Annotated in this window: 12 protein-coding genes; 4 read left to right on the forward strand and 8 right to left on the reverse strand. The window is 60.6% G+C overall.

Annotation, left to right across the window (positions count from 1 at the left end; translation table 11 throughout):
- Positions 1-33: 33 nt before the first annotated feature.
- From glmM to rlmE, 4 genes are all read right to left on the reverse strand, one after another.
- On the reverse strand, positions 34-1,386 hold the full coding sequence (gene glmM, locus BLW36_RS07655) for a phosphoglucosamine mutase (RefSeq protein WP_091386692.1): 1,353 nt from the start codon (positions 1,384-1,386) through the stop codon (positions 34-36).
- Between the two features lie 86 nt (positions 1,387-1,472).
- Complete coding sequence (gene folP / locus BLW36_RS07660; RefSeq protein WP_091386694.1) at positions 1,473-2,321, reverse strand: dihydropteroate synthase; 849 nt, start codon at positions 2,319-2,321, stop codon at positions 1,473-1,475.
- A 78-nt stretch (positions 2,322-2,399) separates the two neighbouring features.
- Positions 2,400-4,319 carry an ATP-dependent zinc metalloprotease FtsH gene (ftsH, locus tag BLW36_RS07665; protein WP_091387060.1) on the reverse strand — a complete coding sequence of 640 codons (1,920 nt, stop codon included), beginning with the start codon at positions 4,317-4,319 and terminating at the stop codon, positions 2,400-2,402.
- Positions 4,320-4,477: 158 nt separating this feature from the next.
- Positions 4,478-5,098: a 23S rRNA (uridine(2552)-2'-O)-methyltransferase RlmE gene (rlmE, locus tag BLW36_RS07670; protein WP_091386696.1), complete on the reverse strand. Its 621-nt coding sequence runs from the start codon at positions 5,096-5,098 to the stop codon at positions 4,478-4,480.
- Positions 5,099-5,238: 140 nt separating this feature from the next.
- Between rlmE and BLW36_RS07675 the strand changes: the two genes are divergently transcribed.
- Positions 5,239-5,541 (forward strand): YhbY family RNA-binding protein, encoded by a 303-nt coding sequence (locus BLW36_RS07675; RefSeq protein ID WP_091386698.1) that lies wholly within the window; start codon positions 5,239-5,241, stop codon positions 5,539-5,541.
- 37 nt (positions 5,542-5,578) lie between these two features.
- On the opposite strand, the gene BLW36_RS07680 is transcribed toward BLW36_RS07675, so the two are convergent.
- From BLW36_RS07680 to BLW36_RS07695, 4 genes are all read right to left on the reverse strand, one after another.
- Positions 5,579-5,959, reverse strand: coding sequence for a hypothetical protein (locus tag BLW36_RS07680; RefSeq protein WP_091386700.1), 381 nt, complete (start codon positions 5,957-5,959; stop codon positions 5,579-5,581).
- Positions 5,960-5,961: 2 nt separating this feature from the next.
- Positions 5,962-7,593, reverse strand: coding sequence for a S41 family peptidase (locus BLW36_RS07685; RefSeq protein WP_244506167.1), 1,632 nt, complete (start codon positions 7,591-7,593; stop codon positions 5,962-5,964).
- Between the two features lie 66 nt (positions 7,594-7,659).
- Positions 7,660-9,051, reverse strand: a complete 1,392-nt coding sequence (gene pntB, locus BLW36_RS07690; RefSeq protein WP_091386702.1) for a Re/Si-specific NAD(P)(+) transhydrogenase subunit beta — start codon at positions 9,049-9,051, stop codon at positions 7,660-7,662.
- Positions 9,052-9,066: 15 nt separating this feature from the next.
- Complete coding sequence (locus BLW36_RS07695) at positions 9,067-10,617, reverse strand: Re/Si-specific NAD(P)(+) transhydrogenase subunit alpha (RefSeq protein WP_091386704.1); 1,551 nt, start codon at positions 10,615-10,617, stop codon at positions 9,067-9,069.
- A gap of 902 nt (positions 10,618-11,519) precedes the next feature.
- Between BLW36_RS07695 and BLW36_RS07700 the strand changes: the two genes are divergently transcribed.
- The 3 genes from BLW36_RS07700 (at position 11,520) to BLW36_RS07710 (ending at position 14,839) form a co-directional block, all read left to right on the forward strand.
- Positions 11,520-12,104 carry an ANTAR domain-containing response regulator gene (locus BLW36_RS07700; RefSeq protein WP_244506168.1) on the forward strand — a complete coding sequence of 195 codons (585 nt, stop codon included), beginning with the start codon at positions 11,520-11,522 and terminating at the stop codon, positions 12,102-12,104.
- 7 nt (positions 12,105-12,111) lie between these two features.
- A complete protein-coding gene (locus BLW36_RS07705) occupies positions 12,112-13,176 on the forward strand; it encodes a CmpA/NrtA family ABC transporter substrate-binding protein (RefSeq protein WP_091386708.1) in 1,065 nt (354 codons plus the stop codon).
- Between the two features lie 199 nt (positions 13,177-13,375).
- Complete coding sequence (locus tag BLW36_RS07710; RefSeq protein ID WP_091386709.1) at positions 13,376-14,839, forward strand: NarK family nitrate/nitrite MFS transporter; 1,464 nt, start codon at positions 13,376-13,378, stop codon at positions 14,837-14,839.
- Positions 14,840-14,860 lie beyond the last annotated feature (21 nt).

Genomic DNA, 14,860 nt, shown 5'->3' on the forward strand with positions numbered 1-14,860 from the left:
CGGCAAATCCGCCGCCTGGGCAGGCCCGGGAACTCAGCTGTTGCCGACTCTCTCGACGACCGTGGATATCTGCTGCGCCAGTTGCTCCACCTGGGCGCTGTCGCGGCCTTCAACCATGACCCGAATCAGCGGCTCGGTACCGGACGGCCGCAGCAATACGCGACCGCTGTCGGCCAGCTGCGCCTCCGCCTCACTGACCGCCGCCTTTACGTCCGCGTGGTCCAGCACCCCGTCGCGGTGGGCCAGACGCACGTTGATCATGTGCTGGGGCAGCATTTTCATGCGCGCCTTCAGCTCGTGCAAGGGCTCATCGAAATCGCACACCGCGCGCAACACCTGCAGCGCCGAGACGATGCCGTCGCCGGTGGTGGTCGCGTCGGCGCAGATAATATGCCCGGAAGACTCGCCACCGAGGCTCCAGCCATTGGCGTGCATCTTCTCCAGCACATAGCGGTCGCCAACCTTGGCACGCTCGAACGGAATCTGGCGCTCGCGCAATGCCAACTCGAAGCCGTAGTTGCTCATCAGCGTACCGACGACGCCATTGCAACCGCCGAGGAATTGCTGGCGGTGCATGGCGATCATGAACAGCAGCTGGTCGCCGTCTATCAGCTCACCGCGCTTGTCGACAAACAGTACCCGGTCGCCGTCGCCGTCGAAGGCAATACCCAGGTCGGCGCCCTGCTCCAGCACCGCCTGCTGCAGCAGCTGCGGCTTGGTGGAGCCGCACTCCAGGTTGATGTTCAGCCCGTCGGGGCTGACACCGATCGCCGTCACCTCGGCGCCCAGCTCGCGGAATACCTTGGGCGCTATGTGGTAGGTGGCGCCATTGGCGCAGTCCAATACTATTTTCAGCCCCTCCAGGGAGAAGCCCCAGGGCGTGGAGGCCTTGCAGAATTCGATATAGCGCGCGGCGGCGTCATCGATACGCCAGGCCTTGCCAAGGTCGGCCGACGTGGTCATCGGCAGGTCCAACGCCGCTTCAATCTCGTGCTCTACGTGGTCCGGCAGTTTGCTGCCCTCGGCACTGAAAAACTTGATGCCGTTGTCCTGATAGGGGTTGTGAGAGGCGCTGATCACGATGCCCGCCTGGGCGTGGAAGGTGCGTGTCAGGTAGGCGATGGCCGGAGTCGGCATGGGACCGAGCAGGCCCACATCGACACCGGCGTTGATCAGTCCCGCCTCGAGGGCCGCCTCGAACATATAACCGGACACGCGGGTATCCTTGCCGATCAGGATGCTGCGGCGCCCGGAGCGCTTGCCGCCGGCCATCTGCCCTAGCACCTTGCCGGCGGCGTAACCGAGACGCAACATAAAGTCCGGAGTGATTGCCCCCTCACCCACACGGCCGCGGATTCCATCGGTGCCGAAATATTGTCTCGCCATAAATCTTCTCTGCTGTACTGCTGTTATTTTTTCCAATTGGACATGAATCAATAGCACGGGCGCCCACTGCCCCACTATTGGCGTCGCTAACTGTCCGGGTTATCCACTAGCTGCTGCATGTTCAACACATCCACCGTCGCGGCGACATCGTGCACACGCAGGATTTTGGCACCGCGCTGGGCCGCCAGCATCGCCAGCGCGAGGCTGCCGGGCAGACGCTCGTCCACCTCGCGCCGCAGCAGGCGCCCGACCATGGACTTGCGCGACAGGCCGGCGAGCAGCGGGATATCCGATGGCGCCAGCTGCGCCAGGCTCCTCAGCAGGGCCAGATTGTGTTCATCGGTCTTGCCGAACCCGAAGCCCGGATCGAGTATCAGCCGCGCCCGATCAATGCCCGCCTCTTCGCAGGTGCGCATCCGCTCGCGCAGGTAAGCACCCACTTCCGCCACCACATCGTCGTAGTGCGGCGCCTGCTGCATACTGCCGGGCTGCCCCTGCATATGCATCAGGCAAATGGGCAGACCGGAATCGGCAGCAGCCTCGAGCGCCCCCGGACGCTCCAGCGCGCGCACGTCGTTAATCAGCCCGGCTCCGGCGGCAGCAGACGCCGAAATGACCGAAGCGGTACTGGTGTCGACCGAGATAACGGCGTCGAGGTTGGCGCTGATCGCCTCCACCACCGGCACCACCCGATCCAGCTCTTCCTGCTCCGACACCGGCGCAGCGCCGGGCCTGGTGGACTCGCCGCCCACGTCGATGATCGCCGCGCCTTCGCGCAACATCTGCTCCGCGCGCTTGAGTGCCAGGTCCAGGTTCAGCGCGCCGCCGGCATAGTAGCTGCCGCCATCGGAGAAGGAGTCCGGCGTGGTATTAAGGATACCCATCACGACCGGTCGGCTGAGGTCGAGGGTGTTTATGCCACAGGTGAGTTTCATAAGAATTCAGGAATTCGAGAAAGACAAATGCGGACAAGCCGGCCGCCGGCCGGGTTGTCCGCATTCAACATCTTGGGATCAGTGTCCGTTCAGCGGTCCGCCAACCGGGTTGCCCTTGTCCGCTTCTTCGGCGGTTTGGCCGCTGTCGCTATCCCCGGTGGAACTGCTGCCACCGGAACCGAAGTTGTTATCGTGCCAGTCCCGCGGTGGGCGCACCTTGCGTCGCGCCATCAGGTCATCGACCTGCTCCGCGTCCAGCGTCTCGTATTCCATCAACGCGTCTTTCATCGCCTCGAGGATATCGCGATTCTCCTCCAGCAGCTGGCGCGCGCGGTCATAACAGCTGTCGATAATACGGCGCACCTCGGTATCGATCTCGTTGGAGGTATTGCCGGACACCGGATTGCCCTGACCGGGCTGACCGCTCTCGTCCTCACCGTAGTGCAGCGGGCCCAGTTTTTCGGACAGGCCCCACTTGGTGACCATATTGCGCGCCAGCTCGGTGGCCCGCTCGATATCGTTGGAGGCGCCGGTGGTCACACCATCTAACCCCAAGGTCATCTCCTCGGCGATACGGCCGCCGAACAGGGAGCACAGCTGCGACTCGATGGCGCGCTTGGACAGGCTGTACTTGTCCTCTTCCGGCAGGAACTGCGTCACCCCCAGCGCGCGGCCGCGTGGAATGATGGTGACCTTGTGCACCGGATCGTGTTCCGGCACCAGGCGACCGATAATCGCGTGACCCGCCTCGTGATAGGCGGTATTCACCTTTTCCTTCTCGTTCATGACCATGGACTTGCGCTCGGCGCCCATCATGATCTTGTCGCGGGCGCGCTCGAACTCTTCCATGGTCACGGTGCGCTTGTTGGCGCGCGCGGCAAACAGCGCCGCCTCGTTGACCAGGTTGGCCAGGTCGGCACCGGAGAAGCCGGGTGTACCGCGGGCGATGGTCTGCGCGTTCACCTTGTCGTCCAGCGGCACCTTGCGCATATGTACCTTGAGGATCTGCTCGCGGCCGCGGATATCCGGCAGGCCGACGAACACCTGGCGGTCGAAACGACCCGGGCGCAACAGTGCGTGGTCGAGTACGTCCGGGCGGTTGGTGGCGGCGATGACGATCACGCCCTCATTGCCTTCGAAACCGTCCATTTCCACCAGCAGCTGGTTCAGGGTCTGCTCGCGCTCGTCGTGACCGCCGCCGACACCGGCGCCGCGGTGGCGACCGACCGCATCGATCTCGTCGATAAAGATGATACAGGGGGCCTGCTTCTTGGCCTGCTCGAACATGTCGCGCACACGGGACGCACCCACGCCGACGAACATCTCGACGAAGTCAGAACCGGAAATAGAGAAGAAAGGCACCTTGGCCTCGCCGGCAATGGCCTTCGCCAGCAGCGTCTTACCGGTGCCGGGCGGGCCGCACATCAGCACGCCGCGGGGGATATTGCCGCCCAGGCGCTGGAATTTCGATGGATCGCGCAGGAACTCCACCAGCTCCTGTACCTCTTCCTTGGCCTCATCCACCCCGGCCACGTCGGCAAAGGTGGTCTTGATCTGATCCTCGCCCAACAGGCGCGCCTTGCTCTTACCGAACGCCATCGGGCCGGAGCGGCCACCGGCGCCGCCCTGCATCTGGCGCATGAAGAACATGAACACCGCGATAATGATCAGGATCGGGAAGCTGGCCACCAACAGCTGCTGCCAGATGCTGGGAGACTCCGGCTCGCGGCCGACAAACTGCACATTGCTGCGCACCAGCTCGTTGGTGAGCTCGTCGTCGATGATCTGCGGCTGAATGGTCTTGAAGCGGCTGCCATCGGCCTTCTCGCCGGTGATGACCAGGCCGTCCACAAGCACGCTCTTTATCTGGCCCGACTGCACATCCTGTACGAAGTCGGAATAGCTGAGAGCCTCATCCCGTGACTGCGGCTTGAAGTTCTGGAACACCATCAACAGCACCGCTGCGATGATCAACCACAGTACAAGGTTCTTTGCCATATCGTTCAAAGGGATAGCCCTCTCGCTTTAGCACTCACTTTCAAAATCCATCCACACCAGGCATTCACACCAGTATAGGCACGCAGGCATCTGCCTCCGCGCCCCCGGCGCAGGTACGCTTATACCATATCAGGGGCTGCGGCCAGAAATGGCCAGGATCAGCCTTTGAAGCCCCGCGCCACCACATAGACCTCGCGGGAGCGGGGCCTGGATGCACCGGGCTTGCGGGTCACCACGCTGTTATAGCTGCCGCGCAGGTCGCGAATCAGCTCATCGAAACCCTCACCCTGGAATACTTTGGCAACGAAAGCGCCGCCGGGTTTCAGCACCTGGCGCGCCATATCCACCGCCAGCTCCACCAGATACATGGAGGCGGGCTGATCGACGTCGCGTATACCACTCATATTGGGGGCCATATCGGAAATCACAAGGTCCGCCTTGTCCTCGCCGAGCCGCTGCAGCAGTTCGTTGAGCACAGATTCCTCGGTGAAGTCGCCCTGCACGAACTCGACACCGGCCAGCGGGTCCATCGGCAATATGTCCGAAGCCAGCACGCGCCCCTTGTGACCAACCAGTTCCGCAGCCACCTGCGACCAGCCGCCGGGCGCCGCGCCCAGATCGACCACGGTCATGCCCGGCTTGATCAGGCGGTCCTTGGTCTGCAGTTCCTGCAGCTTGTAGCTGGCACGGGAACGGTAGCCCTCTTTCTGGGACTGTTTGACGTACTGGTCGTTAAAATGTTCACGCAGCCAGCGGTGGCTGCTCTTCGATCGGCCCATCGGGTACAATGCCTAAAAATCACAACAGCTTTTGCAGGAGCGGCCCATGGCCGCGATCGAGGGTCACTGAGAACCCGGGACCGATCGCGGCCATGGGCCGCTCGTGCATCGAAATCTACCTAGTGGTAATGGAGTATTGTATGCCTTTAACCGCCGACCGCAAAAAAGCCTTGCGCACCCTGGGCCACAACCTCAAGCCGGTGGTGACCGTCGCCGGCAAGGGACTGACCGAAGGCGTGCTGGAGGAACTGAACCGAGCGCTGGAAGATCACGAGCTGATCAAGGTCAAATTGATGGTGGCCGACCGCGAACTGCGCCACCAGGTGATCGCAGAGCTGTGCGAGAAATCCGGTGCCGAGCTGATCCAGGAGATCGGCAAAATCGCCCTGATCTACCGCCAGGCGCAGAAGCCGGATCCGAGACTGTCGAATTTGCTGCGGTAACTGCGAATTAGGAGCGGCCCGACGGCCGCTCTCCCTTCTACGACTCGCTAACCTCCGGCCGACAAGTCGCTTTGCGCAGCGCCCAGCGCTCCCCATCCGACAGACGCACCAGCCAACAGGCCTCTTCATCCAGCATCAGCTGAAACTTGACCGGCTGCCCGAACTCCCGACCGCTGAGGCGGGGTTGCTGCGGCTTGCGCTCAACAACCAACACGCTCTCTTTGGTCAGCGCGTCCGCGGCCAGCGTCACCGGCACCCCGTGCATCGCCTCGGAGACCAGCTGCTGCAGTTCCGCGCGGACCTCCGGGCCCGGCTCGGCCAGCAGCGCCGGGCGCGGATCACCGTGGGCCGGCTGCGAGCCACAGGCCGTTAGCAACACCAGGGGAGCAATCAGGCACATTAAATCTGCCAGCTTCATGGTTACCTCACCATTATCCGGTTACTGCGCCACGGCTCCTTCGGCACACTGCCGCTGGCAGCGGACAGACGCGCCCCGACCTGGGAATAGGTATAGCCGCTGGCGGGCACATCGCCGCAACTGCCGCTCTCTATATAATTGATTGCCGTGGACAGCCGGGCCTCGTTCTCATCACCGAGCAGACGGGTAAAGTCGTCGGCGATGGCGCAGCCTGGCAGATCGGCCGCCGTGCCGTAGCTGCCGTTGGGCCTGAAGCCATCGGCGTAATCGCCGAAGTCCTTGGCATTGACGCCCTTGAACTGAATCGTCAGATAGGTGGTGCCACAGTTGTCCAGCGCGTAGAAACCGTAGGGCTTGCCGCAGGTCGTCGCACCTATCTGGACCACCTCGACATCCACGCCGCGCAGGCTGTTGATAATCGCCTCACTGGCGGAGCAGGTGTTGTTACCGGTGAGAACGAACAGGCGCGGCAGGTTCAGGGTTGGCAATGCCACACCCGGCTGCACATTGCCAATCCCCAGGGTCTCGTTGTGGAACGGGGTAGGATCCAGCGGCTCCCCGGTTACCGGGTTTGTTTCCGGGTGCTGGTCGTTAAAGGTCATCTGTTCGAACACGCGCCCGAGGGTCACGTCACCGGCGATCATATAGGCGAGTTCACTGGCGATATCCAGATAGCCACCGCCGTTGTAGCGGATATCCAGTACCAGATCGTCGATGCCCTCCGCTTTCAGCTGCTGGACGGCCTCGATCAGTGCCGGTTCGGCAGTGGCGATATGGTCGTTGAATAGCATGTAGCCGACCTTGCGACCCATGGCCGCATCCAGCACCGAAACATTCTGCACCGGATCTGAGGTCACCGCCCGTGCGGTTAGCTCGACGGTGATCGGTTCCGAGGCACCGAGCGGCAACATCTCGAAGATGTGCGTCTCTCCCTCCGTGGACGGCCACATGCCGTCGTTCAGCGTATCGACATCCTCGCCGTAAGCCACATCGACACCGTCGACCGCTAATACTTCCGCACCGCGCCCGATACCGGGCGGCAGTCCTGCCCCGTCTTCGTTATCGGTATAGGCGATTACAGCCTTGCGCGGTGGCGTGGCCTCGATCAGGGCCCACTGAAAACCGTAGCCGACATAGACGCCGGACTGCGTCTGCGACTGCCATTCACTGGTCGGGATCGCATAGTGAAAACGATCCTTCTCCCTGCCCGACACGGTCAGCTCGAAGGTTTTCAACTGATCGAAATATTCAATGGAATCATCGAACTCGGCCGGATTCTTGTCCTCGATCTCGCCGTACCACAGATAGAGGTCATTGCTCATCGAGCGTAGCCAGTTATTCTCGTCCAGCCGCGTTCCCTGCCGGTCGACATAGGCACTGCCGGTGGCGGGATTGGTACCACTGCGCGGGGATACGCACTGGTTGGCGAAGGTTGATGCGGGCAGGAAATTGCCGGGCTCCCAGCTATCGGAGGCTGTGCCGCTACCGGAATCGCCGCTACTGGTGAGGTTATTGCCCGAATTGTCGCCGCCATCGCCTCCGCCACCGCAGGCAGACAGTGCGACAGCCCCGAGTGAGAGACAGGCGGCAAGAATAAGGCGACGGCAGTATGCCCCCATGACTTCGAGCTCCATTTTTTATTCTTTGTCGAAGCCCCGGAGATTACCACCGCCGCCGGAGTCAAGCGAGCAGCTAAGTCGCTAGCCGCTCAGCTTGCCCAACACGCTCTGGAGGCTCTCCTTGGCATCGCCAAACAACATCCGCGCATTTTCCTTGTAGAACAGCGGGTTGGCTACGCCGGCATAGCCGGAAGCCATGGAGCGCTTCAGGATCACCACCTTGCCCGCCTTCCATACTTCCAGCACCGGCATGCCGGCGATCGGGGAACCGGGTTTCTCCACCGCATCGGGGTTGACGGTATCGTTGGCGCCAATCACCAGGGCCAGGTCTGTTTGCGGGAAATCGCCGTTGATCTCGTCCATTTCCAGCACTATGTCGTAGGGCACGTTGGCTTCCGCCAGCAGCACGTTCATATGCCCGGGCAGCCGACCAGCCACCGGGTGGATGCCGAAGCGCACCGTCTTGCCCATCTTGCGCAGCTTGTCGGTCAGGTCGCTGACCGCCTGCTGGGCGTGGGCCACGGCCATGCCGAAGCCCGGCACGATGATGATGCTGTCCGCAGCTTCCAGATCCGCCGCCATCTCATCGAAGTTGGTGGCCACCACTTCGCCGTCGATCTCGCCCTCCGCGACCTCACCGCCGTCGGAACCGAAACCGCCGAGGATCACACTGATAAAGGAGCGGTTCATGCCGCGACACATTATGTAGCTGAGGATCGCACCCGAGGAGCCCACCAAGGCACCGACCACGATCAGCAGGTCGTTGCTGAGCATAAAACCGGTCGCGGCCGCGGCCCAGCCGGAGTAGCTGTTCAGCATCGAGATCACCACCGGCATATCGGCGCCGCCGATCGCCGCAATCAGGTGAATACCGAGCAGCAGCGCGATGGAGGTCATGATCAGCAGGTTGATCACGGTACCAGCGTTCAGGTCGGCGGGAATAAACAGCGCGCCCAGCACCACACAGGCCAGGATCGCCGCCAGGTTCAGCCAGTGCCGCGCGGGCAGCATCAGCGGCTTGCCGGAGATCAGCCCCTGCAGCTTGCCAAACGCAATCACGGAACCGGTCAGCGTAATGGCACCGATAAATATGCCGAGATAGATCTCGGTATTGTGCACTATGTGCTCGGCACCGGTGAGCGACACCCGCGGATCGAGAAAGCCGCCCCAGCCGATCAGTACCGCAGCGAGACCGACAAAGCTGTGCAGCAGCGCTACCATCTGCGGCATCTGCGCCATCGCCACACGCTTGGCCAGCGACAGACCCACTACCGCGCCCACCGCCATCGCGATGGCGACCATCCAGTAGGCGCCGGCGACGATACCGGCGATGGTGGCAATAATGGCCACGGCCATGCCGACCATGCCGTAGATATTGCCGCGCCGCGCCGTTTCGTGGCTGGACAATCCACCGAGGCTCAGGATGAACATCACCGCGGAAAAGAGGTAAGCCATGGAAATCATACCGTTCATTGCTGTTCTCCTCCCCTAGCGACGAAACATTTTCAGCATTCGATAGGTAACAAAAAACCCACCGAAAATATTGATACTGGCCACCAGCACCGCGACAAAGGCGAGCAGTGTCACCAGGCCAGAACCGGTAGCGCCGACCTGCAGCAGTGCACCGACGATGACGATGCCGGAAATCGCATTGGTTACACTCATCAGCGGCGTGTGCAGCGCGTGGGTTACGTTCCAGATCACCTGCCAGCCGACAAAGATCGCCAGTACGAATACGGTGAAGTGGGAGACAAAATCCGGTGGTGCCACCTTGCCGAGCCACAGCAATAGCCCACCGGCCACCAGCCAGAACAACAGGAACGACAAGGGCGATTTTTTCTTCGCGGGCTTTTCTTCGACGACCGCGGACGACTCGGCTTTCTTTTCCGCTGCCGGCTTCGGCTGTGCGGAAATCTTGGGCGGGGGCGGCGGCCAGGTAATTTCCCCCTCTTTGACCACGGTCGCACCGCGAATCACTTCGTCGTCGAAGTTGATATCGATCTCGCCGTTTTTCTCTGGCGCCAGTTCGCTGAGCAGGTGCACCAGATTAGTTGCATACAATCTGGAAGACTGGGTGGCCGCGCGGCTGGGCAGGTTGGTGTAACCGATAATGGTCACGCCGCTCTTGACCACTTTCTCATCGGCTACCGTGTAGTCGCAGTTGCCACCCATTTCCGCGGCCAGATCCACCACAACCGAGCCCTCGGCCATGCTGTCCACCATATCCGCGAGCCACAACTTCGGCGCCGGCTTGCCGGGAATCAGCGCGGTCGTGATAACGATATCCACGTCCTTGGCCTGCTCGCGGAACAGTGCCATTTCTGCGTCGATGAATTCCTTCGACATCTCCTTGGCATAACCGCCGGTGCCGGAACCCTCCTCCTCGATTTCCACCGTGAGGAATTCCGCGCCCATGGACTCAACTTGTTCACGTACCTCGGCGCGGGTATCGAAGGCTCGCACCACGGCGCCCATGCCCTTGGCGGTGCCGATAGCGGACAGCCCGGCAACACCGGCGCCGATCACCAGCACCTTGGCCGGCGGTATCTTGCCCGCTGCAGTAATCTGGCCAGTAAAGAAACGGCCAAAATTATGTGCCGCCTCGATGACCGCGCGATAACCGGCAATATTGGCCATGGAGCTGAGTGCGTCCATTTTCTGCGCGCGGGAAATTCGCGGGACTGACTCCACTGCCAGGGCATTAATTTTCTTGTCGGCGAGTTTCTTTAACAGGTCGGCATTCTGTGCCGGCTTGAGGAAGGCCACCAGTGTCACGCCCTCGGGAATCAGCTCCAGCTCTTCGTCGCTGGGGGCCTGCACTTTCAGCACCAGACCAGCACCATCGAGGCATTGTTTGATATCGTCGCGGATTTCGGCTCCAGCTTCGACATAGGCCTCGTCATTAAAGCTGGCCTGCGCCCCCGCCCCTTTTTCCACCGCGACGGAAAATCCCAGATCGCGCAAACGTTTCACGCTCTCGGGAGTTGCCGCTACCCGCGCCTCCCCCGGTGCGGTCTCTCTCGGTATGGCTATGATCACCGCTTTGCTCCCTCACAATTGCTGTTATGGATTTACTGCTACATCTACCTCAATTATTTTTATTGGTCTGACCAATTGGCAAAAGAAGTGAGTGTAAACCTACAGCGCAGTGATGAAAAGAGGTGCAGACTGATAGCGGTGATTAGTCTTGTTTATATCGGGCTTTAAAAAAACAAAAAATTTTACAGCTTATGCAAGCTATCAAACCTGAAAGGGATAAAAAAATAAGCGCGCAAATTGTAGCTGTAACTTTTTGATAGGCTGACTGAAGCTTCCGGTCAAATGAAGTTGGCCTGCGCTTTCCCAATGAACTCCTACCGCCGTCCGTTTTAATTGCTGCCGGGTACTGAATGCCAAACCTAAAAAACGGAATGTCCATTTATCACCAATATGCGCACAAGCCTGGACAGGACCTGACACTCAGCGATGGGTGCGCATTGAATCGATTCTAGGTGGAGTGACTGACTCGTCAGGTAGCCAGTGAAGAGAGTCCTGCAAACGATACCCACAAACTAACGATAAGGGTGAGCAGTTCATGGCGGGCTGCAATCTCAGCAAAGCCAGATATTTCGCACAAAAAAAGAAAAGCGCGCCAGGAAGTCCTACTGCGCTCCTCTCGTCAAATAATCCTTAAGTCACTGAGATCGCTATCTCCAGGCTCGACGGTACAACAGCGCACCAAATTTGGCCTCCAAACCAAAGTCTTGCACCACAACAGTGCGACTAGTGACAGCTAACCTGATAAACAGCTACAAGACAGACCGGTTGGGCACGGTATTTGCCCAATTGGCACAAGTCTTGATTACTAATTTGTATTGGCAAAGAAGCCCGGCTGCACCGACGAGTGGGCCGGGCTTTTTTGTCTCCGCGCGCAATCGCAACAATCAGATTTCAGCAGAGCAATGAATAGAACCCTCGACATCATGCTTGTCGACGACCAGCCCCAGCGCGCGCAAATGGTGTGTGAGCGCTTGCGTGCGGCCGGCTACAACCTGCTGGCGCAACTGAACAGCGCCGAGGGCCTGCTGTACCAGGTGGAAAAGTATCGGCCGGATATCGTGCTGATCGATATCGAGTCGCCGGATCGCGACATCCTCGAGAGCCTCGCCGTCATCAACCGCCAGGCCCCCACCCCGGTGGCCATGTTCTCCGCGCGCGGCAACGCCGACTTCATCACCCGTGCCGTCCAGTCCGGCGTCAGCGCCTATATGGCGGAGGGTCTGACCGCTGAGCGGGTGGCACCAGCCATCGAAATCGCCATGGCCCAGTTTCGCAGCTACCAACAATTGCGCCTATCCCTGGAGCGCACCCAGCAGCAACTGGATGAGCGCAAAGCCGTCGAACGGGCCAAGGGACTATTGATGGCCAAGAAAAATCTCAGCGAGGAAGACGCGCACAAGACACTGCGCAATCTCGCCATGAACAGCAATACCACCATGCGCGCCGTAGCGGAACAGATCATCCACCTCTTTCACCCCGGAAACTGAGCCGAGTATGTCCACGCCCCTGAGACCGGAAAAAAACCGTATCAAATTGCTCTATCTGCGCCTGACCGACAGCGCGCCGCTCATCGTTGCGCAGGAACTGGGTTTTTTTACCCGTTTCGGTCTCAACGTAAAGCTACAACGGGAGACTTCCTGGGCGACGCTGCGTGACAAGCTGATCGGCGGTGCCGCCGACGCCGCCGCCATGCTCGCGCCCATGCCACTGACGATCGCGCAGACCTTGCCCCAGTGCAGCGAAAAGCTGCTCAGCGGACTCATTCTCAGCTGCAACGGCAATGCGATTACCCTGGGCACCTCCCTGTACAGCAAGCTATCGCTAGCGGCTGAAGACTGCGATGCCGCAGCCGTCGGCCGTGCCCTGAGAAACTACATCCGCAACAGGGGCAATGAAGTTCCGATCCGGCTCGCCACCGTCTACCCCTTTTCCAGTCACACACTGCAGCTGCGCCACTGGCTGCGCGCGGCCAGGATAGATCCCGACCGCGACCTGCAAATCCTGGTGCTGCCGCCGGAACAGATGGTGGATAGCCTGCACCGCGGCGACATAGACGGTTACTGCGTGGGCGAGCCGTGGAACACGCTGGCCGCGCAACGAGGTATCGGCGTCATCGCCACGCCCTGTAACAACCTGTTGCCGGCCATGCCGGAAAAAGTACTGGCCGTCACCGCGAGTTGGCACCACGCAAACCCGGCCGCCCACCTGGCCCTGCGCGCCGCACTGTTGCAGGCCTGCAACTGGCTGGCGGATCGTAGTCAGCGCCGCGATGCCACCGCACTGCTGGCACGGCAGGAATACCTGGATCTGCCGCAGGAACTGCTGACACCATCGCTCAGCGATCAACTGTACCGCTACCAGGGAGCAGAAGCGGCGGCGAATCCTGGCTGGCACCTCTTCGCCCACAGCGACAGCGATCAAGGCCGCCCGACCACAGAAAAAGCCCGACAGTTGCTGGAACAATGCGGCGATTTTTCGCCGGTCACCGAAGGCGCCGAGCAGGCTTTTCGCGGCGACCTGCACCAGCAGACGGTGGAATTTCTGCAGCGACAGAAATAGTGGCACATTAATTGAATAGCTTTTACTGAAAAGAAAGATTCGTTATGCAGTAGCCTGTCTACCGGCGAATCCGTAGCGGCGAATCCAGTGTTCGCCCGTTCGAGCATACGGACAACGAAGTCCACCGGCAGCGGCCATCAGGCCGTACCCGTGGGCTTTTTTTGTGCCCGCGGCAATACACCAACAACAGGAAATGCGCATGTCCAGTGATAGCCTGAACCTGTTTTCCTTCCGCGGGAAAATCAAAGTACTCCACCTGACCTGGGTGGCCTTCTTCATTACCTTCTTTGCCTGGTTCAACCACGCACCGCTGCTGATGGCGATTGCCGACAGCCTGTCGTTAACGAAAGACCAGGTGAAGACACTGTTGATCCTGAACGTGGCGCTGACGATACCCGCACGTATTGTCATCGGTATGTTGACCGACAAGTACGGCCCGCGGCTGACCTACTCACTGCTGCTCGCAGTCGGCAGCGTTCCCTGCTTTATCTTCGCCCTCGCCGACAATTTTGCGCAGGCCGCGCTGGGTCGCTTCCTGCTCGGCTTTATCGGTGCCGGCTTTGTCGTCGGCATTCGCATGGTGTCCGAATGGTTTCCGGCCAGGCAGCTGGGTACCGCCGAGGGCATTTACGGCGGCTGGGGTAACTTCGGTTCCGCCGCCGCCGCCATGAGCCTGCCCACCATTGCGCTGCTGTTCGGCGGCGAAGACGGCTGGCGTTATGCCATCGGTCTCACCGGTGTATTCGCGCTGGTCTACAGCTTTATCTACTACGCCTCCGTCACCGACACCCCCAAGGGCTCCACCTACTTCAAGCCGAAAAAAATCGGCGCGATGGAAGTCACCAGTCCGGGGGATTTCGTGCTGCTGTTGATCATGAAAGTACCAATGTATGCGGCACTGGCGCTGCTGACCTGGAAGCTGTCCGCCGGTGTTGGCATTATTTCCGGCTTCTGGGCCGCGGTAATTTATTCCGGGCTCGTGTTGCTCTACCTTCTGGATGCGAAAAAAACCTTCAGCATCAACCGCGAGATGTTCAGTAACCCGCCCGCGCCGATTCACCGCTACAAGTTCAAACAGGTCGCGGTGCTGAACCTGCTTTATTTCGCCACCTTTGGCTCCGAACTGGCGGTGGTCTCCATGCTGCCGCTGTTTTTTTCCGAAACCTTTACACTGGATCCGGTCAAAGCCGGCCTGCTCGGTTCCGCCTACGCCTTTATGAACCTGATGTCGCGACCGGCGGGCGGCCTGATCAGCGACCGCTGCGGACGCAAACCCACGCTGCTGATCCTGACCGCGGGCCTGGCAGTCGGCTACTTCAGCATGAGCCTGATCGACGCCCAGTGGCCGCTGTATCTCGCCGTCGGCGCGGCGATGGCCTGCTCCTTCTTCGTACAGGCCGGTGAAGGCGCCGTGTTCGCCGTGGTGCCGCTGATCAAACGTCGCCTGACCGGACAGATTGCCGGTATGACCGGCGCCTACGGCAATGTCGGGGCCGTGTTCTACCTGACAGTGCTGAGTATGGTTTCCTATCAGACCTTCTTCCTCGTCATCGCCGCTACTGCCGTGCTCGGCTTCGTCGCACTGTTGATGCTGGAAGAGCCTGAGGGCCAGATGGCCGAGGTGTTGCCGGATGGCAGCGTGTCGCTGATCGATGTCGCCTGAGTCTGAAACAGTCGCTCGCCG

Source organism: Microbulbifer marinus (genome assembly GCF_900107725.1).
GTDB lineage: Bacteria > Pseudomonadota > Gammaproteobacteria > Pseudomonadales > Cellvibrionaceae > Microbulbifer > Microbulbifer marinus.

Coding starts and splice junctions, on each gene's coding strand:
- glmM (WP_091386692.1), bottom strand. CDS start 1,386: ATGGCGAGACAATATTTCGGCACCGATGGAATCCGCGGCCGTGTGGGT.
- folP (WP_091386694.1), bottom strand. CDS start 2,321: ATGAAACTCACCTGTGGCATAAACACCCTCGACCTCAGCCGACCGGTC.
- ftsH (WP_091387060.1), bottom strand. CDS start 4,319: ATGGCAAAGAACCTTGTACTGTGGTTGATCATCGCAGCGGTGCTGTTG.
- rlmE (WP_091386696.1), bottom strand. CDS start 5,098: ATGGGCCGATCGAAGAGCAGCCACCGCTGGCTGCGTGAACATTTTAAC.
- BLW36_RS07675 (WP_091386698.1), top strand. CDS start 5,239: ATGCCTTTAACCGCCGACCGCAAAAAAGCCTTGCGCACCCTGGGCCAC.
- BLW36_RS07680 (WP_091386700.1), bottom strand. CDS start 5,959: ATGAAGCTGGCAGATTTAATGTGCCTGATTGCTCCCCTGGTGTTGCTA.
- BLW36_RS07685 (WP_244506167.1), bottom strand. CDS start 7,593: ATGGAGCTCGAAGTCATGGGGGCATACTGCCGTCGCCTTATTCTTGCC.
- pntB (WP_091386702.1), bottom strand. CDS start 9,051: ATGAACGGTATGATTTCCATGGCTTACCTCTTTTCCGCGGTGATGTTC.
- BLW36_RS07700 (WP_244506168.1), top strand. CDS start 11,520: ATGAATAGAACCCTCGACATCATGCTTGTCGACGACCAGCCCCAGCGC.
- BLW36_RS07705 (WP_091386708.1), top strand. CDS start 12,112: ATGTCCACGCCCCTGAGACCGGAAAAAAACCGTATCAAATTGCTCTAT.
- BLW36_RS07710 (WP_091386709.1), top strand. CDS start 13,376: ATGTCCAGTGATAGCCTGAACCTGTTTTCCTTCCGCGGGAAAATCAAA.